At 47.7% G+C, this 24,612-nt stretch carries 12 protein-coding genes; 3 read left to right on the forward strand and 9 right to left on the reverse strand.

The features are described 5' to 3' along the window. Window positions 1-4 precede the first annotated feature (4 nt). From FHW36_RS19020 to FHW36_RS19035, 4 genes are all read right to left on the reverse strand, one after another. The gene (locus tag FHW36_RS19020; RefSeq protein ID WP_186452528.1) at window positions 5-1,882 is read right to left on the reverse strand and encodes a RagB/SusD family nutrient uptake outer membrane protein; all 1,878 of its coding nucleotides are present in this window, start codon (window positions 1,880-1,882) and stop codon (window positions 5-7) included. A gap of 17 nt (window positions 1,883-1,899) precedes the next feature. Further along, complete coding sequence (locus FHW36_RS19025) at window positions 1,900-5,325, reverse strand: SusC/RagA family TonB-linked outer membrane protein (protein ID WP_186452529.1); 3,426 nt, start codon at window positions 5,323-5,325, stop codon at window positions 1,900-1,902. A 196-nt stretch (window positions 5,326-5,521) separates the two neighbouring features. After that, the gene (locus FHW36_RS19030; protein ID WP_145671157.1) at window positions 5,522-6,721 is read right to left on the reverse strand and encodes a FecR family protein; all 1,200 of its coding nucleotides are present in this window, start codon (window positions 6,719-6,721) and stop codon (window positions 5,522-5,524) included. A gap of 94 nt (window positions 6,722-6,815) precedes the next feature. After that, the gene (locus tag FHW36_RS19035; RefSeq protein WP_145671158.1) at window positions 6,816-7,382 is read right to left on the reverse strand and encodes an RNA polymerase sigma factor; all 567 of its coding nucleotides are present in this window, start codon (window positions 7,380-7,382) and stop codon (window positions 6,816-6,818) included. Between the two features lie 218 nt (window positions 7,383-7,600). Between FHW36_RS19035 and FHW36_RS19040 the strand changes: the two genes are divergently transcribed. Further along, window positions 7,601-9,037 (forward strand): glycosyl hydrolase family 79 C-terminal domain-containing protein, encoded by a 1,437-nt coding sequence (locus tag FHW36_RS19040; protein WP_145671159.1) that lies wholly within the window; start codon window positions 7,601-7,603, stop codon window positions 9,035-9,037. A gap of 467 nt (window positions 9,038-9,504) precedes the next feature. On the opposite strand, the gene FHW36_RS19045 is transcribed toward FHW36_RS19040, so the two are convergent. The 4 genes from FHW36_RS19045 to FHW36_RS19060 form a co-directional block, all read right to left on the reverse strand. Further along, the gene (locus tag FHW36_RS19045) at window positions 9,505-10,092 is read right to left on the reverse strand and encodes a hypothetical protein (protein ID WP_145671160.1); all 588 of its coding nucleotides are present in this window, start codon (window positions 10,090-10,092) and stop codon (window positions 9,505-9,507) included. A 10-nt stretch (window positions 10,093-10,102) separates the two neighbouring features. Next, a complete protein-coding gene (locus FHW36_RS19050; protein WP_145671161.1) occupies window positions 10,103-12,793 on the reverse strand; it encodes a glycoside hydrolase family 38 N-terminal domain-containing protein in 2,691 nt (896 codons plus the stop codon). Between the two features lie 236 nt (window positions 12,794-13,029). Next, a complete protein-coding gene (locus tag FHW36_RS19055; RefSeq protein WP_145671162.1) occupies window positions 13,030-14,406 on the reverse strand; it encodes a sugar porter family MFS transporter in 1,377 nt (458 codons plus the stop codon). 44 nt (window positions 14,407-14,450) lie between these two features. Beyond that, window positions 14,451-17,114: an ROK family protein gene (locus FHW36_RS19060; RefSeq protein ID WP_145671163.1), complete on the reverse strand. Its 2,664-nt coding sequence runs from the start codon at window positions 17,112-17,114 to the stop codon at window positions 14,451-14,453. 560 nt (window positions 17,115-17,674) lie between these two features. Here FHW36_RS19060 and FHW36_RS19065 point away from each other — a divergent pair. Together FHW36_RS19065 and FHW36_RS19070 are read left to right on the forward strand one after the other, a co-directional pair. Further along, window positions 17,675-20,350: a glycoside hydrolase family 38 N-terminal domain-containing protein gene (locus FHW36_RS19065; protein WP_145671164.1), complete on the forward strand. Its 2,676-nt coding sequence runs from the start codon at window positions 17,675-17,677 to the stop codon at window positions 20,348-20,350. A gap of 21 nt (window positions 20,351-20,371) precedes the next feature. Next, a complete protein-coding gene (locus FHW36_RS19070; protein WP_222429121.1) occupies window positions 20,372-23,149 on the forward strand; it encodes a GH92 family glycosyl hydrolase in 2,778 nt (925 codons plus the stop codon). Between the two features lie 104 nt (window positions 23,150-23,253). Here the strand turns inward: FHW36_RS19070 and FHW36_RS19075 are convergent, their stop codons facing one another. Next, window positions 23,254-24,576 carry a vanadium-dependent haloperoxidase gene (locus tag FHW36_RS19075; protein ID WP_145671166.1) on the reverse strand — a complete coding sequence of 441 codons (1,323 nt, stop codon included), beginning with the start codon at window positions 24,574-24,576 and terminating at the stop codon, window positions 23,254-23,256. Window positions 24,577-24,612: the final 36 nt, after the last annotated feature.

A 24,612-nucleotide genomic window follows, 5' to 3' on the forward strand; every position in this document is an offset into this window, starting at 1 on the left:
AAACTTATTGAAACGGATCAAATGTACCTCCCCACATCATATTCTGCTGTAGTTTTGGATTCCTTGATAAAAAGCTATAGGGCAATCCGTATATATACATCTTGTCCGGGATAGCCAGGTTATCTTTGTCGGTAGTGATTACGGTGTAATTAAATTTGTTGTATACTTTATTGATATCCGCCATCGGCGCAGGATCGGTTTCTCCCGGCTTCAGTGTAACAGCCAGGCCATGCCGCTGCTTTCCTCTCAGCAAATCAAATCTTTTCCAGCGGCGAAGATCATCCCAGCGCTTGCCCTCAAAGGCGAATTCAACAAAACGTTCATCCTGGTAAGCTTTACGGATATCGTCGGTACTGGCTGCGGTGATACCATAATTGCCTGTTCCCTGGGAAATGCCGGCGCGCTGCCGGATATCATACAGTACCTGCAATGCCTCGCTGGTTTTACCCAGCTCATTAGCCGCCTCACCATAGTTCATCAGCACCTCTGCATACCGTATCTCCGGCCAGTCTACATCAGATTGCTCTACGTTGGGTGCATGCCTGTCTACCCCTTTCAACTTTAGGAAGAAACAGTTCAGCTCACCCATGCCCTGGCCAATCCAGTTGCCATCGGTCACAATGGAATTGAGGGTACCTGTTACGCCACCGGCTGGCGTAAAGGTGGGATTGGTCAGATAGGTCCAATAGTATTCATTTTTATTCACCATCTTGGGCGTAAACTGGACCGGGGCGCCGTTATAGTAGATCGTAGCATAAAAGCGGTCGTCCCTGTTTTGGAAGAAGGTAGGATAGTTAGCATCTGATGGTACGAAACGACTGCCATTCTTCATCGGGAATGCATTGACCAGCTCCAGGGAGGGCGCGTCATTGTCCCAATCGTCGGCCGAATAACGTAGTGGCGCGTTTCCGGGCGCCGCATAAAATGCATCCGGGAAGGTGAAGCGCCGTACCATTACCTGCTCCTTGTTCATCTCTGTATTCCAGATTTCACCGTACACGGGGTATAGTCCCTTTCCTACTCCTGCCAGGAAATTTTTAGCGGCCAGGTTGGCATCATAGGCCATTTGCCAGGTAGCTATCCCATTCAATCCATTAAACAACGGGCTGGCAAAAAACAGTAATACCCTACCCTTGAAAGCCATCGCTATTCCCTTATCGATCCGTCCAACATCCGCGCCCTTCCAGCTGTCTGGCAGTGCGGCGATCGCGTCATCCAAGTCTTTCAATATCTGCTTTACACATTCTGAAGTCTTGTTACGTGGCATTTGCACCTGCGAAAGATCGCTCACCGCCGCCTGCGGTGTGAGGATCAGGGGCACGCCGCCAACATCTTTCACCAGCTTATAATAAGCCCAGGCACGCCAGAATAATGCCTGTCCTTTGATCTGGTTCTTTGACTCCTGCGCAAAGGTGGCCTTGTCGATATTGGCGAGTACATTATTGCACGTGCGGATATCCCCGAAGGTATTTACGGCCCAGTTCAGGCGCACGCCGGCAGCGGCATTATCGTAGTTTTCCAGCCAGTCGTAGGTAGCGGTGCCCAACAATACTTTATCGGAATAACGATGCGGAGATATCGCCTCATCGGTACCATTACCGTTCCCAAAATTTACAAATTGCCAGTTCTTTACCCAGCCATCCCAAAACCAGTTATTATACACCCTGGAACAGCCGCCAGGGTTGCCCATCCCATACGGCCAGCAAGGCATCAGGTCATAGTAAACCGTATCCAGGTAAGCTGTTGCAGCCCGCTCTGATCCCCATACCTGCTCATTGGTAAGGGCATTCAGTGGATCTCTTTCCAATATTTTCCGGCAGCTGGCAAAACTTGCCAGCACCAGGATGGCCAATAATATATATTTTAAAATGTTGCTTTTCATGGTTGCACTTTTTAGCATTAGAACTGTACGTTAAAGCCCAGGGTAACATTTGTCATAATCGGATAACTGCCATAGGAATATACTTCCGGATCATACAACCTGAACTTTCTCAGGCAGAAGAGATTGGTAGCTCCTGCAAATACCTGCGCTGAGCTTAGGCCACTCTTCTTTAACAAGGTTTGTGAGAAATCATACGAGAGGTTCAGGTTTTTGAGGCGAAGGAAATCACCGCTGAATATATTCAGGGACGATACTACGGAATAGTCCTGTCGTTGATTTCCACTGGAATTGTACAGTTTCGGGAATTTGCCGTTGGGATTGCTATCGGAATAGGAATCCGCGTAATACGCAGGATATGGAATCTGCCCACCGTTCCTGCCCCATGGGTCATTATAAATCACCTTGTAACCTGCCAGACCGGCGAACAGTATGTTCAGGCGGAAGCCCTTGTATTCAAGATTAATATTAAGCCCGTAGGAGATAGGGGCATTATTGGACTGGGCTGCGCCTCCGTTACTGGGGCTGCCCAGGATCGGCGCATTGGAATATTTCGCTACCACCACTTTATCATAATTATCTATTATCCCATCTGGCTTTCCACCAGGGCCGCTTACATCAACGAAGTTCATCATTCCTCTCTCCGGTTTCACACCAAAGATGGTATAGCCGGCGGGGAGGGCAGCTACGTCCGCATCGGTGCGCAGGATGCCTGAAGTTTGGTATCCTACCTGGTAGTTCAATGGTTTACCAACAGGATCTTCCGCCGGCGTAGCACCCAGGGCTTTATCCTTTACCAGCACTTTGGTATTGGCCAGCCCAAAATTGGCTTTCACGTCGAAGGAGAAATCTTTCCCTATTTTCCCGTTAATATATCCCAACTCGATATCCATCCCTTTGGCGCTCATCCTGCCATAGTTTTCTATCGGGTAGCTGGAACCAAATTCTACCGGGGTCTCCAGTATGCGTTGTCCCAGAATGTTAAAAGTGTTCTTGGTCCATACGTCAAATACTGCACTCCAATGTTGCCTGTAATTCAGGTCTACGCCGGCGTTATAGGATTTGGCGCCTTCCCAGGTATAATTCGTTTGTGCTATACCGTTATAGGCGAGGATAGATTTCAGAGAAGCCGGATCACCCAGGTAAAATGGCGTAGAAGACGCATTATATATCTCTTTGAACAGCCAGGCGGGGATATTGTCGTTACCGGTAGATCCGTAGGATGCACGAAGTTTCAGCATATCCACACCACTTCTTTTCAAACCGGCCATGAAATTTTCTTCTGACAATACCCAGCCCAAAGAAGCTGCCGGGAAATATCCCCAGCGTTTATCTTTCGAAAATTTGGACGAGCCGTCAGCACGTACAGAAGCAGACACCAGGTACTTGTGGCCATAATCGTAATTCACCCTGCCCACGTAAGATACGCGCGCATCCAGGTAATTTTCAAAGCCATCTGCTTTGGTATCGCCAGAAGCGCGACTGGCAAAGGGAAATTGATCCGTAGTATATACCGGGAAATTATATTTATAGATGCTGGAATAAGTATAATATCCATCAGACTGTTCGTAAACGCCGGTAACATGGAGGTTATGCTTACCGAAATGTGTTTCATAATTAGCAATGGCGTTCAGCTGGTAAGAATTGGTCCTCCCATTTTCATTGCCCACATAGGGTTGTGCAGGCGAGGTGGACAACCTGGTGCCAATTACCTCATTGGTATAAAGCTGCTGTATACCGCTTTTGGGATCTAACTTGAACTGGTACAGCAAGGGTTGTATAGCATATGCTTTAGAAAAATCGTTCCCATTGTACAGGTCCACCACTCCTTTTAACGAAAGCCCCTTGATAAACGGCACCTTGTACTCCAGGTTGATAATACCATCCATATATTGCCTGGTGGTACGTTGATACCCGCCATTTTTGATGAACTCCACCGGGTTAGTAACCCAGTTAGGCGACATCGGTTTACCGTCGATATATGCATAAGTGGTAGGCGGCATGATGTATTTCAACTTTTCATACAGACCGGATAAATCGTCGGTCTGACCTGGTATGCTATGCCGTTGCCCGTTATTATAGCTCAGGTTTAGTCCGATGGAGAGATCCCGGGTGACGGCCACCTGTACATTGCTCCGCAGGTTATATTTCCGGTAAGACAATTGTGGCAGGAACCCCTTTTCATCATAGAAAGTACCCCCGATAAAGTACGTCACGCGGTCGGTGCCACCTGATATATTCAGTGACTGACGTTGATTGAAAGGATTGTGATAAAGTTCATCATAGTGCAGATTCCCCTTGGGATTATGCTGGTGTATCCAATCGCGGTCGTATTGGTTGTAGCGAAAATCTGCTGCGCCTGTATGCGTAGAGTTATACATGTCCATACTTTCGTCCATGCCCAGGTATTTTACATCTATTTCCGGCTTACTGTATACACCAAATACGGAATTGAACTGAACAGTGGACTTGCCTGATTTCCCGGTTTTGGTAGTTACCAGCAACACCCCGTCGGATGACCGGGAGCCGTAAATCGCTGCTGATGCCGCATCTTTCAGGATGGTGATCGTTTGCACCTGGTTGGGGTCCAGCGCATCGAATGCCACCTGGTCACGCACAATACCGTCAATAACAATCAGTGGTCCCGCACTGTTCCAGGAGGAAGAGGAGCGGATACGTACGATGGAAGCTTTACCCGGAATACCGGTACCCGTTTGCACAAACGTACCGGAAGCCCTTCCAGCCAATACATTTGACAGGTTGGACGTTGCAATATTTGTCATTTCTTTTGCATTCACCGTGCTGACCGCCGAAGTAAGACTTGCTTTTTTCTGGGTGCCGTATCCCACTACTACCACTTCATCCACCTTTGATTCGGAAGGTTTCAGGGTGATGGCCTGGAATCCAGCCTTGTTAACAGTTACACGGGTTTGTTGATACCCCACATAGCTTACCAGCAATACAGCGTTGCCGGAAGGCACCCTCAGCCGGAAAGTGCCATTGGCATCCGTGGCAGTGCCATCATGGGTGCCCTCCCTGGATACTGATGCTCCCGGAAGCGGAGTGCCATTGGCATCCACTACCCGGCCGGTGATCACCATCCCCGGCGTGTCTACCACCGGCGCCACCTCCTTCACCGGCGTCAGTCCTGCCTTTGCAGAAATGGCGATAATACCATCTACATCATTATAGGCAAAACGATCTTTCTTCAGACATAGATCCAGCACCTTCTCCACCGGTTGATTTTTCACATCCAGCGTAAGGTTGCCAATCTTCGAAAGTGTTTCTTCGCTTACCACCAGGCTTTTGCCCGTTTGTTGCTGTATCTCACGAAAAACTTCTTTCGCCGGCATATTCCTGACCGACATCGTAACATTCTGCCCGTTTGTACTTGCAACCGCCGATTGCAAGCCAATACAAAGTATTAGGAACGCAGTTACTTTCATGATCCTCAAAAATTTTTGAGTGGGCCCTAGCGCCCTTTGGTTCGATAAAATGTAAATAGGAATTAATTGCATAACTTTGCAATGTTTGGGTTTGTAAATCTGGTTGACAATCGTATTTAAAAGCCCATCCCCCGCCGGGAGTGTTAAGGCCACTCCTGGCTTTTTTGGACTAGATAACGCGGTAATAAATAATCAGTTAGTTCATGCTGATGATCAGTTTCTTCCCTGCTCCGGTAGTTAATTCTTTATCAATTTTAAAATGAGTGTTGGTTGTTTGCAGCGCCTTCAATACCGTGGATAAACTGTTGCTGCGCTTTATAATGGCAAATATCTTGTCTTCAGGTAGTTTCCCTTCAAAAACAATGTCTACATCATACCACCTCGAAAACTGCCGTAGCGCAGCCGCCAATGTGGTGCTCTCAAAGTGGAAATAACCTTCTTTCCAGGCCATTATTTCTGCTGTATTAACGTGTGTATTTACTGTAAGATGACCATCTTGCCCCAACACCGATTGCTGGCCCGGCAGCAGCCCCACCTCCTGTCGTTCTTTTCTAACCTTCACAGCCCCTTCCAACAAGGTAGTTGAAACTGTTGGCTCGTCCGTATAGGCGTTTACGTTAAAGTGCGTACCTAATACTTCTATGCTTGTATTACCTGCCGCTACTGTAAAAGGTAGCCTGTGTTTCCCATCGGGCGAAAATACCTTTGCTACTTCGAAATAAACTTCTCCCGTTACCTCCACATGACGCGTACCGTTTGTAAACGCCGACGGGAAACGGATACTGCTGGCTGCATTTAACCATACCTGCGTACCATCTGCCAATACCATCGACATATGCCTGCCTCTCGGCGTGCTCAATGTATTGTATACCACCGGCCCGCTCTCATGACCGGATAATTTATAGCTCACCACATCGGCCGACTTACTGATCGTCACCTTACCCTGTGCGGCTAACGCACCATTGCCGGCAGCATCCAGCTGAATCACCTGCCCGTTTCCCAGTGTAAGCACCGCGCCACTATGTCCGGCTGGCACATCTGCCGCTGCCAGCTCATGCCTGGTAACAACCGCTGTATGACGCCGGGACTGGGAAAGAAGAAAAGTGGCCAGCAACACGATAATACTTGCTGCTGCTATCATCCACCAACGCATACGGACAACTCCTCCCTGCGGCCCCTTCCGCTCTTCCCGGATAAACGCCAGCAGCGTTTCTTCCGCAGTATCTGACGGAAGACTGAGCGGTAACTCATCATGCATATATGTCCGCAGTATATTCATCAGCAGCCCCTTATTTGCCGGGGCAACTACCATCTCCATCAGCTCGCGCTCTTCCGCATTGCTCGCCTCGCGCGATACATAACGGTCAAAAAGAAATTGTAGCCTTTCCTGTTGCATGATTGTAAAAGGAGTTATTAATAGTAAAGAGTAGGGGGAAAAAGAAAACGGGTTAGCACAATTGAAAATAATTTTATTTAAAAAGATGAAGGTATTATAAGGTGAATAACCGGAGACCCGCCCGGCAATATTCCCTCACCAGCTTCACTGCTTTGGCAAGATGTGCCTTCACTGTTTCAGGCTTTATGTGCATCACATGGGCCGATTGTTCTCTCGACAAACCATCCACCTTCACAAGCTGGTATACCTGCTGTTGCTGAGGCGACAAGCTACTGATAGCCTGCTGAAGTAATCGCCGGCGTTCCGATGCTATGATCGTTTCCATCACCTCATTATGATGCAGCTCCTCCAAACCAGATTCCCCGGTGGAAAGCCGCTCCATCGCTATCTGCCTGAGGGCCTTATATGCTTTGTTGCGCGTGATAATAAACAGGTAGGACTGGAAACAGGATATTTCTGCCAGGCGCTCCCGCCTTTTCCATATAACAACGAAAACATCTTGCAGCAATTCTTCTGCATGCACGGGAGAGCGGGTAATGGTTAATAATATGGTGTAAACCTTACCCTTATTGTGATTGAATAATTTCAGGAATGCCAATTCGTTGCCGAGGGCAACCATGGTGAGTAGTGCTGGCTCATTATAATCATTGGCACATTCCATCTCTTTGATAATTGATCATAGATATTGCGACAAACTAAATCTAGGAAAATAGCCATTACAAAACCTCCACTAATTTGATCTTTATCGGTGTTTTCTTTGCGCAACAAGATTATGGCCGCAACAAGGGGTAATATTGTCCTCCGAAGAGGTAAATATGCCCATTCATTAAACTTCTCCCAGCCAGCATAGTCATTATGTGAATCAATTTGAATCGTTATATGAGCACATTTCTTTCATCTGTTAAATTTGTTACCACCACTGTAGCAGGGCTTGCACTGGCTACTGGCTGCAGTAAAAAAAGCGGCGCCACTTCAGCGATCTCACCATCGCCACTACCGCAAGGTGCTCCTGCAACAGTAGTGATACATCCTGACGCAACAGGGACGCCAATATCTACTTCATTTATGGGTTTCAGCTACGAAATCGGTATACTGCCCGACAGCACTTTTCTTTCGCCATCCAATACCGTGTTGGTGCAACTGATACGCAACCTTGGCGATGGGGTGATCCGTGTGGGCGGCAACAGCAGCGACCGCGTAGTATGGACCAACGCAGCACGCACCACCGCCACCGGCAGGGACTCCCTCACCACTACTGATATCGACCGCTTTGCTGCCTTTGCCAAAGCCACGGGCTGGCCGGTGCTTTTTGGCCTTAACCTGGGGGTATACGATCCGGCCAAAGCGGCAACAGAAGCAAATTACGTTAGCCGTATGTTAGGTGGTAGCCTGATGGCGTTTCAAACCGGCAATGAAACAGACCTCTTCAGCAGGAATGGCCATCGCGATGCCACTTATCAATATACCAATTACCAGCAGGAATGGAGCCAGTACTTCCAGGCAGTTCGTAATACGTTGCCGGCAGCCCCTTTCGCAGGGCCGGATGTAGCCTACAAAACTGCCTGGATCAACAGCTTCGCCATAGCAACGCATCAAAACATCCGCCTATTGGATGGTCACTATTATGTCACCGGTCCTGGTACCGACAGCACCATCACTTATCATACGCTACTAGCGCCGGATACTAAGCTCCCTGTTTATCTCACAGCCCTGAAAAACAGCGCACAACCTTATTCGCTGCCTTACCGCATTTCCGAATGTAATAGTATTTACTCCGGTGGAAGAAAAGGCGTAAGTGATATTTTTGCCTCCGCACTATGGGCACTGGATTATATGTGGACCGTAGCAAAATACAATGGGCAGGGTATCAACTTCCATGGCGGCACCGGCGGCCCCTATACGCCCATTGCCATGGTAAGTGGCTCGCCGGTGGCCCGCCCGGAATATTATGCCATGCTCGCCTTCCACCAGGCGGCACATGGCAGCCTGGTACCCACCGATGTAAACGCAGGGCAGCTCAATACCAGTGTGTATGCCTGTAAAGACATCAGTACAGAATATGTTACATTAATCAATAAAGAAGACAACCGGGATATATCTTTCACCATTACACCGGGTATGAAAGCCGCTACTGCACAAGTGTTTATACTTACGGCTCCTGGCATCACATCAACCGATGGCGTAACCTTTGCGGGTAGTCAACCGGATGCGGGTGGTAAATTCACGCCTGCTAACCCGGCAACATACAGCTCTTCAAATGGCAACTTCATCGTGAATGTCCCCCGGGGAAGTGCTGCCGTGGTAGTGATCCGGTAAACGAGGAAAGCCGGTAAATAAAATGCCCGCAGACGCCAATCTGCGGGCAAAAGGACAGCTAAAGCTTCCGGTCAGTTATTCGTATGTTGACTCCCTTTTCCATCCGACGTATAAGCCCCCATATCCACGCTATTATCAGTGTATGTATCCGACGTGGCATAAAACAGGTTGTCGTCGTAGGTCGTTTTGGTGGCATCTGCTTCAGTAAAAATTTCAATGCCCTGGTAACAGTTTACGATGATGTTGTTGTAAATATGACCGATGGCGTTGAGTCCGGGGCACCGGTATCGGTGATTGGGGTGCGCCCTGTGAGGCAGCCCGGGAAGCAGCCATCAGCAGTATCAAAGTAAAAAAATGCCTGACCTTAATCAAACAACTAATGACCACTTTGATTTTATTGGTATACATAAATATCATTCCAGTTAATGTCAAGTTTTGGGAGGAAAAAACAGTCCTTTCAATTGCCGTCAAAAACCAGTACGCGTAATAGTATCAAATAATGTTACCAGGTAAATAACCACGGCCCCACCGGTAAACAACACTTTTACCCAGATACCGTAGGTATTATGCTTGCTTTTCATCAACAGCCATGATTGCATTATCAGCGAAAAAACAATCGTAATATGCACGCCTGTAAAATAGCTCATCAGGTATACGGATCCCATAACGGTGGGAGTAGGCCCATGTTCATGGTGACTGGTAAAAATGCCACAGATATACCCCATCAACAACAGGATGTTCATGCCTGTCAACCATACTTTTCTAACCCAGCCCCTTCCCTTCTGCAGTGGTATATTCCTGGTTGCCCAATACAGGCTGATGGTCCAGAGTGGAATAAAAATCAGGGAGTACCATACCAGATTGTCTGTAAGTCCTTCAAAGAAAAAGTCCGCTATCACCGTCATCCCCGGGAAGGATAAAGGCAGCAGTAAGTAGATGACCAGGATATTCAGCGAGCTGGCCAACCCGGTATCACCGGGATCTTTCAGCATCCGCTTTTGAATAAGCAATAGTAATAACAGTATCAGCAATGTAACAAATAGATGCAGTGTCATTGGTCGTTAATTACTCCATGATAAAACCCGCTGGTCCAAACCCTTTCAGGCTATATTTAAACTTCCCGTTTATGATGGGTATTGCTTTCCCGTTTATGTCACCCCGCAATGTTACCGGTGTGGCTTTGTGGAAATGCTGATGCCCTGGTAAGGCAATGGTCACTTCTCCCGACGTTCCCGTCATTTCCCATAAACGTAGCAAGGTCCCTTTGTTTCCATCCGGATCAGCACCGAAAGCGGTCACCAATATGCCTTTCCGGGAGAGTTCCACACCGCTTTGTTCCGCCGGTAAACGGTTAGTGCTATTTTCAGGTACTACTGTCTGCAATGGATACCGGGCTTCCAGGGCGGGAACAGTCATCCTTCCTTCTTTCGGCGTATGCTTATCAAACGTCCATATCCTCACGCGCGAGCTCCAGCTACCCGGATACCAGTAACGATAATTAGTATTCCATTGGTTGTTGTATAAATTAACATACACCACCGGTTTCACAGGCACAAAATCGAGTGAGAATTTCCAGCAACCGGGCGTATCCAAACTAATAAGCGGATGGTCGATAGGGCAAACCGCAATACCACTACCCGTCGCATCTGTGAGGACAACACCATCTCCCACTGAATACAGGTGTTTGTTGGCCCCTTTTAAGATACCGTTTGCAGGATCCATGATTCCCAAAGGACGGTATACTTTAAAAACAGGGTCTTTGATATTGAACGGGAGCGCCAGCCAGTCGGCCTCCGGCCAGTTGTCCCTGGCCTTGTTAAGGATAGTCATCTCCATGTCTACATAGGGTTGGCCATCCATCAGGGTTACTGCCAGCTGCGATGCCGGCAGATGCCTGGCAGTGTCGGCCGGCATTTCCAGCAGGGCCGTTTGTTGTAGCCCGGTAACATGAATACTTATTTTTCCTCCTCCGGGAGATGCCATCCGATATTGGACTTCCTTTTCGGAAATCATGCCCGGCTTTTGTATACCCGGATGCAGCCAATCTCCTTTTTCGCCAAATACCTTCCATGCACGATGCTGCTGATATGCTTCCGTAAATCTTGCTGTTTGCTCATAGGTAAATCGCTCATTGCAGTACTGGCCTGTCTGGCAACCGGATATCCCCGCCGCCCAATCATGCCCGGTACGTTTATCGATCAGCGATAGTATGGTACCGTTGTCGGCGTTAAATGTTATCTTATAGAATTGATTTTCGATGACGTTGCCGGATGGAGACTTTATTACCGGCTTATCCGGTATGGCGACGGTGGTGTATCCGCCAGCCGGAATATTTTTCACCATTATGGATTGCCCGTTCACAGTGATCACTTCGCTCCGCCGCCAGGGCAAAGGATTGTAAACGATAACGCTGTTGGAGGCGCATTTTACCGATCGTGCCAGCCATGACAGGTTTTCCTGTTTCAGGCAATTCGAAATACGGGATGCCTCCCGGATGTAACCGGTTTTATCATCCCAGGACGCTTCGAGATCAGCATATTTGGAAGATGGTAATTGCTTAAATGCATCGCCATACTGATCAACGGACGCCGAACCTCCCCAGGTATGTTCTGCGTACAATGCCATCAGTTCGTAAGCCCTGGCTACCGAATCAGCAATAGATGCAGCCGGTAATCCCCAGATCTTCAATTGGGTATTCAGGGCTTCATCTGCTGCCAATAGCGGTGTTGATTCCCTCGACAATTTTGCGCCCCCGGGGTCACACATTACGCCGTGCACCCAGGTATCCGGCATTTCCGCTTTCACTACCGGTAATTTCGGGTGTTCCGTCAACATAATGCGGGCAAAATCATCCATTGTTCCCACCCGTATTTTTACACCGGGCATCTTCTTCTTCGCTTCCTCAAACAATGCCTTCACCTCCTGTTCTTTAGGAGGGCCGCTATTATCCAGGGTGACAAAAATTGCCGGCCAAACTTTATATGGCCAATCTGCTGGTGGCAACAGGTTATGGCCCACAAAATGTTCTCCCTTTCCCCATTCGTGAGGCCAGCCCAGGCCGGTAGTTGTGCCATAAATGCTGGAATAAAAAGTCAGGATACGGGAGCCGTCCGGCCCTTCCCACCAGAAGAGCCCCGGTGTTTGCACAAACCCGCTCGGCCAGTTGCAGCCGATATGTAAAAATTTTACCCCCGCATTGGCTAACACCGTCGCCAACTCCCCGGAATGCGAAGGCATGTCTGTAACCTTTGCCGACTGTGGAAGTGGAAGATGGTATTGCCTGGTAAGTCGCGACGCAAAACCAAGTCCCCTCGTAATCACCTCCGGCTCACATACATCCGTTTCAATGGTAAAAGGCATCGCATGTGTAATAAACTTCCCCTTACTAAAGGCTTCATCCAGCTGCTTTCTTCGCTCCGCTGTCTGCCCCGGCCAGGGCTCCATTACTTTCGACATCACCCATCCGGGACAGGTCCATTTAAATTGCTGCTCGGGCGGAACAGACCGTGACCCCTCCATGGTTTTGAGCGCACGGTCAATCATCTCAGTCCGGTAATACTGTACAATATCCTTTACGCGATGCGTATAACCGATGTCGAAATGCGTTTTAAAAACAACAATGATTTCTTTCACAGGTGTGCTGACAACCAGCTCCCCGGAATCGCCGTGATTCTTCGACGGGATTTGCCCGACTACATTTTTTGTTACCCAACATAATAGCGTCAGTGCAAGAAGTCTTATTCTGAATGTATGCATCGTTAGGATTTTTTATTTACCACACGGCAGTAAATGGCACAGCTATTCCTCCTCACTATATGCGTGGAATCTTTCCGTCTTATTAATATTTATTTCCGGCCAATAGCCCTCCTGTATTTCACCAATGCCCCGTATTTGCTTTTATCCGGGGTTCAAATGTTTTTTTTCGATAACGGGAATATTTGTTCATTCCTGGCTATGCTGGTTGCATTAAAAATCAGGTGATCAATATTATCCTAGACGAGCATTTTTTCAATCTCTTCCAGGCTCTTTCCTTTCGTTTCCATCAACTTACTTTTAGCATAGAAAAAAGACAGCAAACAGAAAAAGGAAAAGATAAAAAAGGTGACCGCTATACCCAGGCCATCCCTCATTACAGGGAATAACAGGTTGACGAACCAATCCGATACCCACATGGTCATAATGCACACGGATACCGCGGTTCCGCGTATATGTGTAGGAAATATTTCCGTAGAAATAACAAACTTCAGGGGCCCCAGCGAAAGCGCAAAGAACAACAGAAACAGGATAATAGCCCCCAGCATTAACCAACCCGTGACACCGTTCAAAAAACAAAAACCGGTGAGCAGCAATGCCAGTGCAGCAAACAAAGAACCATACAAGTATAGCGGACGACGGCCCCAGCTATCTACTTTCAGGATGGCTACCACGGTAAACACCGTGTTGGCCAGCCCCAATATTACCTGGTAAAACAAGGCATCACTGGTAACAATACCCGCCGATTTCATGATTGTAGGGCCATAGAAGATAATACCATTAATACCGCTGAGTTGCGAGAGGGCGGTGAGTATCGTAGCCAGCGCCAGTAATTTACTGAGCGGTAAACGTAGCAACTCAGAAAAACCACCCTGCTTCTGTGAAGCCACTTCCAGGATAGCTTTCAGTTCCACCGCTGCTTCCTGTTCACCGGTAGTTTTCAGTAACACAGCGTATGCCTCCTCTGTTCTTCCATATTGTACCAGCCAACGCGGACTTTCAGGGACGATCAACAATAACAAGGCAAACGCAGTGGCAGGTATCACCGCCACGAGAAACATCCCGCGCCATACGTTTTCTATAAACAGCCAATGTAGCAGGCCCTCCCCGGCGCCAGTATGCGCGGCCGCATTCCTTTGTAAAAAAAGATTGCTTAAATAAGCGCATAATACGCCAATGGTAATAGCCAGCTGGTAAAAAGTAACCAATGCCCCGCGCTTATGCCCCGGTGCTATTTCCGAAATATAAAGCGGCGATACATTAGATGCCACCCCTACCGCCATACCTGCCATGATGCGAAAGAAAATCAATACGGCATAATCTTTTGAAAACGCAAACCCCACCGCGCTGATGAGAAAAAGGAAAGCGGCGATAAATAACACCTTTCTCCTTCCTATCTTATCACTGAGATAACCGGAAAACGCTACGCCGCCAATACAACCCAACAACGCACAGGAAACAAACAAGCCTTCCTGTGAAGAGGATAATCCATACTGTAACTTTACAGGCTCTATAATACCACTCACCACGGCCATATCAAAGCCAAAAAGAAAACCTCCCAACGCTGCAATGAGCGTAATGAATACAATAAACCGGCTATTTTTTGCCTGCGTCATAAATTTTGGTTGTCGGATGATGATTATATTTTCTTACGCCTGTCTCAGCAATGATCATCTTTTACGTATGCCACTACTACAAATGCCTTTCCATTGCCCCGGTTGGTTACCTGGTAACTCCCAGCGGCTGCCGGCACCACAAACGTTTCCGCATAGTGATAGTCCGCTGAATGACCATTGCTGTCAACCGAAATGCTTTCTCCTTCCACCAGCATACAGATGTGGCATTGATTATTAGTTGGAATACTGATGCTGCCGGTAAATTCATACCGGTAAACACAGTAAAAATGCTCCTCGTGCGTAGGCAGCTGTATTTTTCGGCCACCTTCCCATTCGGCTTCCACTACCGGGTGAGATATTAACTTCCTGGCCACATAATCCCCCTTCCTGTCGAAGTAAAGGTTGTTCATGGCATGTTCAATATTAATAGGCCGGGGCTGACCATTGAGCCCCAGGCGTTGCCAATCATACTGTTTAAACGTAAAAATATAAGGCGTGCTACTGATTTCCAACACCATATTGTTTTTCCCGGAAGCATGTATGGTGCCGTTAGGAATCAGGAATAAATCATGCTTATTCGCAGGGAACTTTTGTACATATTTCTCTGCTTCCATTTCAACACCTGTTTGCTGTGCGTCCACTAGTGCCCTTTCAAACGTTTCCGGGTTTATGTCATCCTGGAAGCCCAGGTAAACAACTGCGTCGTCGTTACAATCGAGGATATAATAGGTTTCGTCCTGTGTAAAGTTTTCGCCGAAATGTTCTTTCGCATAGGCCGGCCTGGGATGACACTGAATAGAGAGATTACCGCCGTCGAAAGTATCGAGGAAATCAAAGCGGATAGGGAATTCGGTCCCAAACCTTTTCGCGGCCTTACCCAGTAGTTTGATATTATCTGCATATAGCAGGTAGTCAAAAGATACTTCGAGTAAATTATTCTCTCCTTCCAGCACAATACCATTTTCGGGTGTAATCAACTCGAAAGACCAGGCATAATTAACTTCATCCTGGTTCAGTTGAGGAATATGTTGCTTCATCCAATCGCCTCCCCATACACCGGCTTCAAACCAGGGCCGTGCCCGGAAAGGCTGTTCCAGCATCCGGCCTATCGCGTTGCGGAAGGCATCACCTTGCATCCAGGTAATTTCATCAATACGCTGTTCATCAATAATATAATCAATTTGGGGAAGCAGTTTTGCTTTATGCTTGCTCAATACCGGCCAGTCAACGAAATAAAAACGTTTGTACATCTGCGTAGGCTCCGCTGCTTCACTGGCGCCGAGGTTGGTAATACTGCCCGCCCGCATGCGATATTGGATTTCATTTTTGGGTACATCTGCATACAGCAGTTTGCCTTTTACACCGGCCAGTGCAGCGCCTGTTCCATAAACAATGCAGATATCCGCTGCGGGGTCGGGATGAATCAACTGCAATTTCTTTTCGTCAAAAAAATCCAGCAGTTCGCCGGTGTATCTTTTCCCGAATACAGGGTCGTCGCCATTGAGACTGCCCGCAATCATGGCATCTATTGTTGCCACCGGCTTCTGGCAGGTGCTGATGTCGTACCAATATATTTTTTTATTTTCAATGCTCAATGCTCCCTGTAATTGTTCCCTGAAATGCTCCCACAATACGCCGCCATAGCCATCTATGACAATCACTTTTTCGTTGCGTATGGCTGTTGCCAGTGTAGCAAATCCCCTGTATACTTTTTCACTGGAAGAAAAGGAAGGATAGATATTATAAACTCCTGAATCGTCTGTTGATGCCGTTACGGGTAATAATCCCTGTGACGTTTTTCTCATTGTCTTATCGCTGTTTGAAAGTTTATTGTTGCCTGCCATTATAGCTGCGCCGGTAATAATGCAGTCTTCTGTATTGTTGCACAATACCATATTGATGGTATCGGCCATATGCCCTAATGCTGCTTTTAAAGAAGGGCCGAATGAGGAAAAGGCTCTGACAATATTGCCGCCGATCACCAGCTCATCACAATGAAACCGCTGCAGCCAGGGCAATAGAAAAGATCCCATATTTTTTCCATAGCGGCTCATCACCGCCTGTGCATCGGCCGTTCCACTCTCCACTAATTCTTTTACAGAAGAAATAGTTGATCCCGTGGTTTGTGCGTAGGTATTTAATATCCACCGGGTAGAAAAATAATCGTCTGCCTTCGCATCGCAAAAATCCTGGTCATAGAAAGCGCCGGAAGCGGGAATATCTGGGTGCGCCTGTAATAAAGCGCCATCCAGCATAAAAGCAGACCCGAATCCTGTACCCAATGTAATAAAAATGGTCCGCTTCCCTTTTAACCCATACAGTTGCCTGGCGCCGGCTGCAAAGCAATGCGCATCATTAAAAAAACTGAACTGGGTATGATGGAGACCGGTAAAATCTTTTATTGCCTGCCCTATATGCAGACCGAATGTTTTTTCAAACTTCCCTCCTACATTAGCGATGGCGCAAACGCCTTTCCCGTAGTCGAAAGGTCCCGGGAAGGCAATTCCGACTGCGGCTATATCGTTCTCTCCGGGAAGCAATTCTTTAATACAATTCCCTAAGGCAGCAATAACATTAGCGGCGCTGTCATGAGAATTGAGTCCTGTCCTCGTTTTCAGAACGGGCGCTCCGCTTGCATTTTCGATCAGGGCAGCTGATATATGACTGCCTCCTACATCCATGCCTATTTTTCTACTTTCGGTTTTCATCTTTCTCCGACCGATTAAATACTATATAATAGGTAAACCATGTTGTTGCACAAAACGACATGTTTATATGTACAAACATATTGCTAATATAATCATTTCCCAAATAATTCCGTAAAATCATCATTTAAGTTCCCCGGCAAAAAATAAGGTTGGTTCGCTATGGCTTATGGACCGGAAATTTTTCAATGGACCCGCTCTATTACTGGCATCGACTGACGATCTGCCTGAGTACACCTCTTTTTTTAAAAGATACGGGGAAAACCAGCAATCAGCGTCCGTTCTAAAGTCACACAAGTGTATAATTTAGCTATTTTGTCAGCAACCGTTCATCCAAAAAATCAAAAAAGTGTTGACAATATGTATATATGTACATACATTTGAAAGATAATCAGGTAGCTACGTTATGAAGATGAAATGATTTTAAGCCTGTATCAAAAAGGGCAAACAACCAATATCACTAACAGCAACACGGAAAAGAGGTTACCGGCTGTCACATAAAACGTACCGCATACCGGGTCGCGCAACGAACAGCAACATATCATCAGGCATTAAAAATTACTATGGTGAAAAGCACAAAAATTGTACTACTACTGGCGGCTATGTGGGCGTCAACAGTCATGGCACAAGAACAGAAAGAGCCACGTACCAACCCCAAAGTCACTGATATATGGGTCGTGTTTAAAACGCACTTCGACCTCGGTTTCACCGACTTACCGGAGAATGTATTCAAACGGTACCGGGAAGAAATGATGGACAACGCCTTAGCCGTTATCGAGAAAAGCGCCACACTTCCACCTGAAAAACATTTCGCCTGGACCGTTTCAGGCTGGCCGCTGCAGGCACAGATACTCGGCCCCCTGCAAACACCGGAACGAAGGGCCAGGATTGAAAAAGCCATCAAGACTGGCGCGCTGGTAGTACATGGTCTCCCTTTCACCACACATACAGAGTCGCTGGATGCCGAAGACCTCGTACGGGGTTTGGGCTATTCTTCCGCCATTGCCCGGAAATATGGGCTTCCAATGACGATCAGTGCAAAGATGACGGATGTACCCAGCCATTCCTGGATAATGCCTACCCTATTACACCATGCAGGCATAAAATTCCTGCAACTGGGCTGTAACCCTGCCAGTCAATATCCACGGTTCCCGGAGCTGTTCTGGTGGGAAGGACCCGACGGATCAAAAATACTATGCAACTATACGCCACTCTATGGATCTGATATCAGACCCACCGAAAACTGGCCATGCAAAAACTACCTCGCCATGCAAATGACCGGCGATAACCATGGTCCTCCCTCCGCACAGGAAATAGATAAGCTCCTGGCTTTTGCAGCGAAGGAAATGCCCGGCGTTAAGATACACTTTGGCACCCTGGACGACTTTACCAAAGCAGTACTGGCAGAGCATCCGGACCTACCCACAGTAAAAGGCGACTGTCCCGATACCTGGATCCATGGCATACAATCAAACCCTGAGGAAACTAAAATTGCCCGGAACATCCGTCCCCTCGAATCAGCACTCGATGCCCTGAACACGCAAATGAATCGCTGGGGCATACCAACAGCATCTGTTGCAGAGAAACTGGCAAAAGCTTATGAACAAAGTCTCCTCTATGGTGAGCATACCTGGGGGATGAACGCCGAATATGGCCCCCGCTATAGCTATGGCGACGACTGGAAAAAATGGATGAACGAAGCCGCCGCAGAACCCATTCCCGAAAACGGGAATTATGCGAATCTGAAAAACAGCGACGCACACAACACTTCCATCGGCAGCAAAAGAAAATGGCTGCATTCCTACGATGAAAAACGCCAATACATCCGCAATACAAACGATATCGTAGGCACCACCCTGTCTCAACGACTGGACCAGCTGGCAGCTGCTATCAATAAAAAAGGAAAGCGCGTAGTAGTATACAATCCACTCCCCTGGAAAAGATCGGGCATGATTGAAGATCCCTGGAGCAAGGGCCGTTATTACTACCTCCCCGATATCCCCGCCTCCGGCTACATGGCCTATTCACCCGATGAGCTCACAACATCGAACGTTACCCACAGCGAACAACCGGCATTTAGTACGCCCTATTTCAATGTAACGTTTGACCTGACCAAAGGTGGTATCTCCTCACTGGTGGAAAAATCAACCGGCCGCGAATTAGTTGACAAATCCTCCCCGTACGTGATGGGCCAGTTTTTACACGAACGCTTCAGCACCAATGAGGTCAACAAATGGTTCAACGCCTACAGCAGGATAAAAGATGGTTGGGGACTAAACGATCTTGGGAAACCCGGGATGCTCAACACCCCCTACCTGGCATTTACACCTGACAAATGGAAAATTGATGTTGCCCGTACCGATATCGTAGATATTGTTACGCTCACCGCTGTAGCAACAGCTGGCTATGCCCAACGGTATACCCTCACGTTTACGTTCCCACGAAATACTGCCTATGTGGATGTAGCATGGACCGTTACGGATAAAACACCGGATAAGCAACCCGAAGGAGGATGGCTTTGCTTTCCGTTCAACGTGCAACAACCTACCTTTACCATCGGTCGCCCCGGAGGCGCCGTCAACCCGGCTACAGATATTATTCCGGGCTGCAACAGGTACCTGATGGCGGTAACTTCCGGTGTAGCCATAACACAGCCCGATCAATCCGGGATCGCATTAGCGTCTGCAGATGCGCCCCTGATCAGCCCGGGCCAACCCGGCTTGTGGAAATGGGACATGGATTATATTCCCAAAACACCCGCTGTATTTGTCAATCTCTATAACAACATGTGGAACACCAACTTCCGGTTATGGCAAGACGGCTCCTGGAGCGAAAGTGTACGTATCTGGCCGGTGGATAAAGGCGCCTCAACAGTGCCCAACCTGGTACAACATTCCTGGGAAACCCGTCTGCCATTACTCACTGGCGTAGCAGAAGGAGAAGCAGGGAAATTACCGGCAAAGCAAAGTGGCATCGCTGTTTCCCGGACCGGCATACTAGTAACTGCCTTTGGTGAAAACCCCGACGGCAACGGCACCATCTTACGGTTATGGGAACAAGCCGGTATTTCCGGCAACTGTAAAGTAAAATTCAATAGCCCAAAAACGATCAAATCAGTGATACCAATTGATTTGCGCGGCAATAAAACAGGTCCGGCGATGGCGGTGAAGAACGGGGCGTTTGACTTTCACCTTGGTAAATATTCGCCGGCATCATTCCAGCTTGTTTACCAGGACTAATAGCATTCAATTTTTACAACAATGCACTTTAAGCCTACTAATATGCGCAGCGTATCATTACTACCGGCCAGCATCATTTTGTTGTTGACGCTTTACAGCAGCTCCCTGTTTGCCGGCCCAGGCAGTATTGCTGGTAAAGCTACTATCACCGCTTCATCCGAGCTGAATGAAAAGAGCAAGGCAAGGAATGTGGCGGACGGAATTATAAGAACAGAGGGTATAGGTGAATGGGTATCCAAAAGTACCGTCACCTTCTGGGGACAAATCGACTATCCGTGGATACAGCTGGATTGGGCCCAACCACAGATCATCAATAAAATTATTCTCTATGACCGGGCTACCAAAGCCTCCCATAACGCCGGCGGCACGCTCATCTTTAGCAATGGTACCCGGATACCCGTTTTTGAAATACCCAACGACGGCGCACCAAAAGTAATTTCCTTTACCGACCAGGCTGTCAGCTGGGTACGTTTTGAAACAACAGATGGCGACGGGCCCAGTATTGGTTTATCTGAGGTAGAGGTATATCCGTCGGTTTCTCAGCTTACTGACCCTGTTGCCATAGCAGATCCCTATATAGAAACAACACGGGGCCGTAACTTTTTCTTTGTTACCGGCAGCCAGCCATTTGGTATGATTAGCGCCGCGCCGCTTACCCGCAACAAAAATCAATTCGGCGGCGGATATAACTATAATTCAACGGAAGTACTGGGATTTCCGCAGGTGCACTGCTGGATGCTTTCCGGTATCACGCTGATGCCCACGACCGGCGCTATTAGTCCCAATAAAGGAGAACAAGGATGGAAATCAACCTTCTCGCATGATGGTGAAATCGTGCAGCCAGGCTATCAGCGGCTTTACCTGGACAATTATAAACTATGGGTAGAACAAACCGCTGGCGACAGGGTAAGCTTCTACCGCTTTACTTATACGGAAGATGCGTTATCCAATATCCTGGTCAACCTTGGCGGCTATGTTTCCGCTGTAACGATGACGGATGCACGCGTAGAAAAGGTAAGCAATACCCGTCTTGAAGGCAGCGTTAACACTACCGGCAGGCTATGGGGTGGCCCGGAAAATGTGCGGATCTATTTCGCGATCGACTTTGAAAAACCATTCGAAACATTGAATGGATGGGACGGACACAATGATCTCACCGATGTTAAAACAGTAACCGGCAGCCCCGAAAAGCATGCAAAAAACGGCGGTAGCATGAGCTACTACGATGCACCCACCACCGGCGTAGCAGCACAGTACCATGTAAAAGCAGGAGAAACGGTGCAGATGAAAGTAGCGGTTTCCTATACCAGCGTTGAAAATGCAAGAAACAACCTGGAATCGGAATGCCGGCATTGGAATTTCGACCAGCTGCGGGAAACGTCACAGAAAGAATGGAATGACATGATGGGCCGCATCACTGTAAAGGGAGGAAGCAACAACCAGCGGGTAAAATTTTATACAGACCTCTGGCATGTGTTACTGGGACGGCATAAACTGGACGACGTATCTGGCGACTATCCCGATAACACCGAAGGAGAAAGACGCGGCAGCTTCACCATCAATACAAAATTCAAAATCCGGACACTGCCAAAAGATAAAAATGGCAAGGCAAAGTTTCACATGTACAACTCCGATGCTTTCTGGCTTACTCAGTGGAATTTAAATATACTATGGGGATTGGCATGGCCGGAAGTACTCGACGACTTTGCCGCCTGCCTGGTGCAGTATGCCGACAATGGGAAATTACTCCCCAGGGGGCCTAACGCAGGCGGTTATACGTTTATCATGACAGGCTGTCCGGCCACCAACCTGATCACCTGCGCCTATGAGAAAGGAGTGTTAAAAAAGACCGATGTATTGAAAGCCTACGATGCTATGAAACAAAATCATGCACCCGGCGGAATGATGGGTGGCAGGAAAGAAATGGAGTTTTATATCAAAAACGGCTACTATCCATCCAACGCAGGCATCACACTGGAAATCACTTTCCAGGATTGGGCGCTGGCGCAGATGGCGAAAAAATTGGGTAAAAAGAATGATTACAATTACTTCAGCAAACGGTCGCAAGGCTGGACAAAACTTTTTGACCCCGATCAAAAGCTGATATTCCCTAAAACCGAGGCAGGCAACTGGCTGCATAGAGATCCGCTGGACGGAAATGGCTGGGTAGAGGCAAATGCCTGGCAGGCTACCTGGTCGGTTTCCCATAGCATTGGCCAGCTGGCTGAAATGATGGGTGGACCAGATACACTTTGCAAAAAACTGAATTTCGCGTTTGAACAGGCGAAAGACCAGGATTTTGTTTTCGGATATGGATCCGGGTATGTAAGCTATGCTAACCAGCCAGGCTGCTCCAACGCGCATGTGTTCAACTATGCCGGTCGCCCCGATCTTACTCAATATTGGGTACGCAGGGTAAATGAACAGGCCTATGGCGCCGTTACACCCGATAAAGGATATGGTGGGCATGATGAAGACCAGGGCCAGATGGGAGGCGTAAGTGCCTTAACCTCCATCGGCTTGTTCAGCCTGAATGGCACCTGTAGCATTGACCCGGTATATGATATCACCAGTCCCGTTTTTGATGAAATAACCATCCAACTCAACAACGATTACTACCCGGGAAAAGCATTTGTGATTAAAACCCATAATAATTCCAGGGAAAACTGCTACATACAAAAAGCTACCCTGAATGGCAAAGAGCATCAACAGTTTTCTTTTCGACATGCCGATTTCAGCAAAGGAGGTGTTTTGGAATTATGGCTGGGAGCTAAACCCAACTTCTCCTGGGGGCACTAACACAGCTGTCTGCTATAACTGCACACTAATTTATAACCATCTCTGATTAAAATGCAAAAGTCCCGCTTGTAGCGGGACTTTTTGTTAACCTATAGCTCCTGCAGTTATTTCAATATCTTATCGACGATCAACGCTCCCACGTTCTTACCCTGTACAGCACCTGCTTCTACGCCTGTACGGTAATGAATTCCCCCGTATACGCGACTGATAGAAGCTTCGGCAGCCGCGTCGGCAAACGAATTAAAATGCCGCTGCATGCCGATATATCTCAGATCACTGGTATCCTGGAAAGAAAAATTACGGCCATACATATACTCCAGCACAGTAGCCGCCGATGCCGTGATCACGCTATGCCCACTTGGATATTCGGGGAACGGAGGCGTTTGTAAAAAAGGCACAAAATTATTATCAATGTGCTCATCTATATAGGTAACCGGGCGTATTACGCTGCTCCGGTATTTTTCATCCCAACAGGCTATAAATCCATCGTACAGCGCTATGGCCGTCATCGCATATCCCTTTGCCACCTGTACCACATCAGCATTTGTTTGCCGGGCAGCAATCGCCGCAATACCCATCCAATGCCCTCCGGGTGTTATTTTCTTTGTACCGAACATCAGGTGTCCGGAATGCTCAATTACAAAAGGATTATCATCCCAATAACGCGCAATTGTTTCCTGTTCTTTGGTTAACTGTTTATGGATGGTGTAAACCTCATTGGCATTCTTATAAAAAAAACTGTTGGTATCTACACTAAACTGTGGAGGAGCTGGCGGCATAAATTGTGAAGCCGAATCCAGGACCAATGATTTCATGGTGTTCCAGCACCACTCCACCCCATCTAAATAATCAGGTGGTGTAGGTCTCCATTTCCCAGGCTCTTTACTCCCCAGGTATTTCGGTTTTCCTCTCGATACCAGGTAGCCGTCGTCTTTTGCCCTCGCCAGTATTACTTTGGCAATAGTGTCGCCAAACGCAATGGAGCGGTCGTAGGTAGCTTTGTCCAGCTTGTCGCTGAACATGCGATACACGGCCTGTTCGTGTTTCTTCAGGGAGTCCACAGAAAAAACCTTTATGTTGCGGGTTACTGTAAAAAAAGCCTGCGATGCTGCCAATGTATAGTCATAAGATTTCCCTTTTTCCGGTTCAGGCATTTTTGCAAAACCGCGTAACTTCCCGGCAATAGAACCTGCACCAGGCTTGCTATAGCGGATAGCTTCATAAGAGGCCAACGAGGTGTATACATACAACCGGGCAGCTACCGGGGGCGTAAATACATCGTAAATAATCACCTCGGTAAGCAGATCCTGGTTTTGATGTAATATCTCTGTGGCAGGTACCTCATTGATTGTTTTCCTGGAGCCGCAGGCAATAAAAAAAATGACGCCACCCGCCAGCAAACAGCACCTGATAAATTTCTCTTTCATTCTTTTTTATTTTTATAGAGATAGAAACTGGTATAG

The organism is Chitinophaga polysaccharea (genome assembly GCF_007829335.1).
Taxonomy (GTDB): domain Bacteria; phylum Bacteroidota; class Bacteroidia; order Chitinophagales; family Chitinophagaceae; genus Chitinophaga; species Chitinophaga polysaccharea_B.

Bases quoted from the DNA above. Each gene is read 5' to 3' on its own strand.
- FHW36_RS19020 (WP_186452528.1), bottom strand. From the start codon at position 1,882: ATGAAAAGCAACATTTTAAAATATATATTATTGGCCATCCTGGTGCTG.
- FHW36_RS19025 (WP_186452529.1), bottom strand. From the start codon at position 5,325: ATGAAAGTAACTGCGTTCCTAATACTTTGTATTGGCTTGCAATCGGCG.
- FHW36_RS19030 (WP_145671157.1), bottom strand. From the start codon at position 6,721: ATGCAACAGGAAAGGCTACAATTTCTTTTTGACCGTTATGTATCGCGC.
- FHW36_RS19035 (WP_145671158.1), bottom strand. From the start codon at position 7,382: ATGGAATGTGCCAATGATTATAATGAGCCAGCACTACTCACCATGGTT.
- FHW36_RS19040 (WP_145671159.1), top strand. From the start codon at position 7,601: ATGAGCACATTTCTTTCATCTGTTAAATTTGTTACCACCACTGTAGCA.
- FHW36_RS19045 (WP_145671160.1), bottom strand. From the start codon at position 10,092: ATGACACTGCATCTATTTGTTACATTGCTGATACTGTTATTACTATTG.
- FHW36_RS19050 (WP_145671161.1), bottom strand. From the start codon at position 12,793: ATGCATACATTCAGAATAAGACTTCTTGCACTGACGCTATTATGTTGG.
- FHW36_RS19055 (WP_145671162.1), bottom strand. From the start codon at position 14,406: ATGACGCAGGCAAAAAATAGCCGGTTTATTGTATTCATTACGCTCATT.
- FHW36_RS19060 (WP_145671163.1), bottom strand. From the start codon at position 17,114: ATGAAAACCGAAAGTAGAAAAATAGGCATGGATGTAGGAGGCAGTCAT.
- FHW36_RS19065 (WP_145671164.1), top strand. From the start codon at position 17,675: ATGGTGAAAAGCACAAAAATTGTACTACTACTGGCGGCTATGTGGGCG.
- FHW36_RS19070 (WP_222429121.1), top strand. From the start codon at position 20,372: ATGCACTTTAAGCCTACTAATATGCGCAGCGTATCATTACTACCGGCC.
- FHW36_RS19075 (WP_145671166.1), bottom strand. From the start codon at position 24,576: ATGAAAGAGAAATTTATCAGGTGCTGTTTGCTGGCGGGTGGCGTCATT.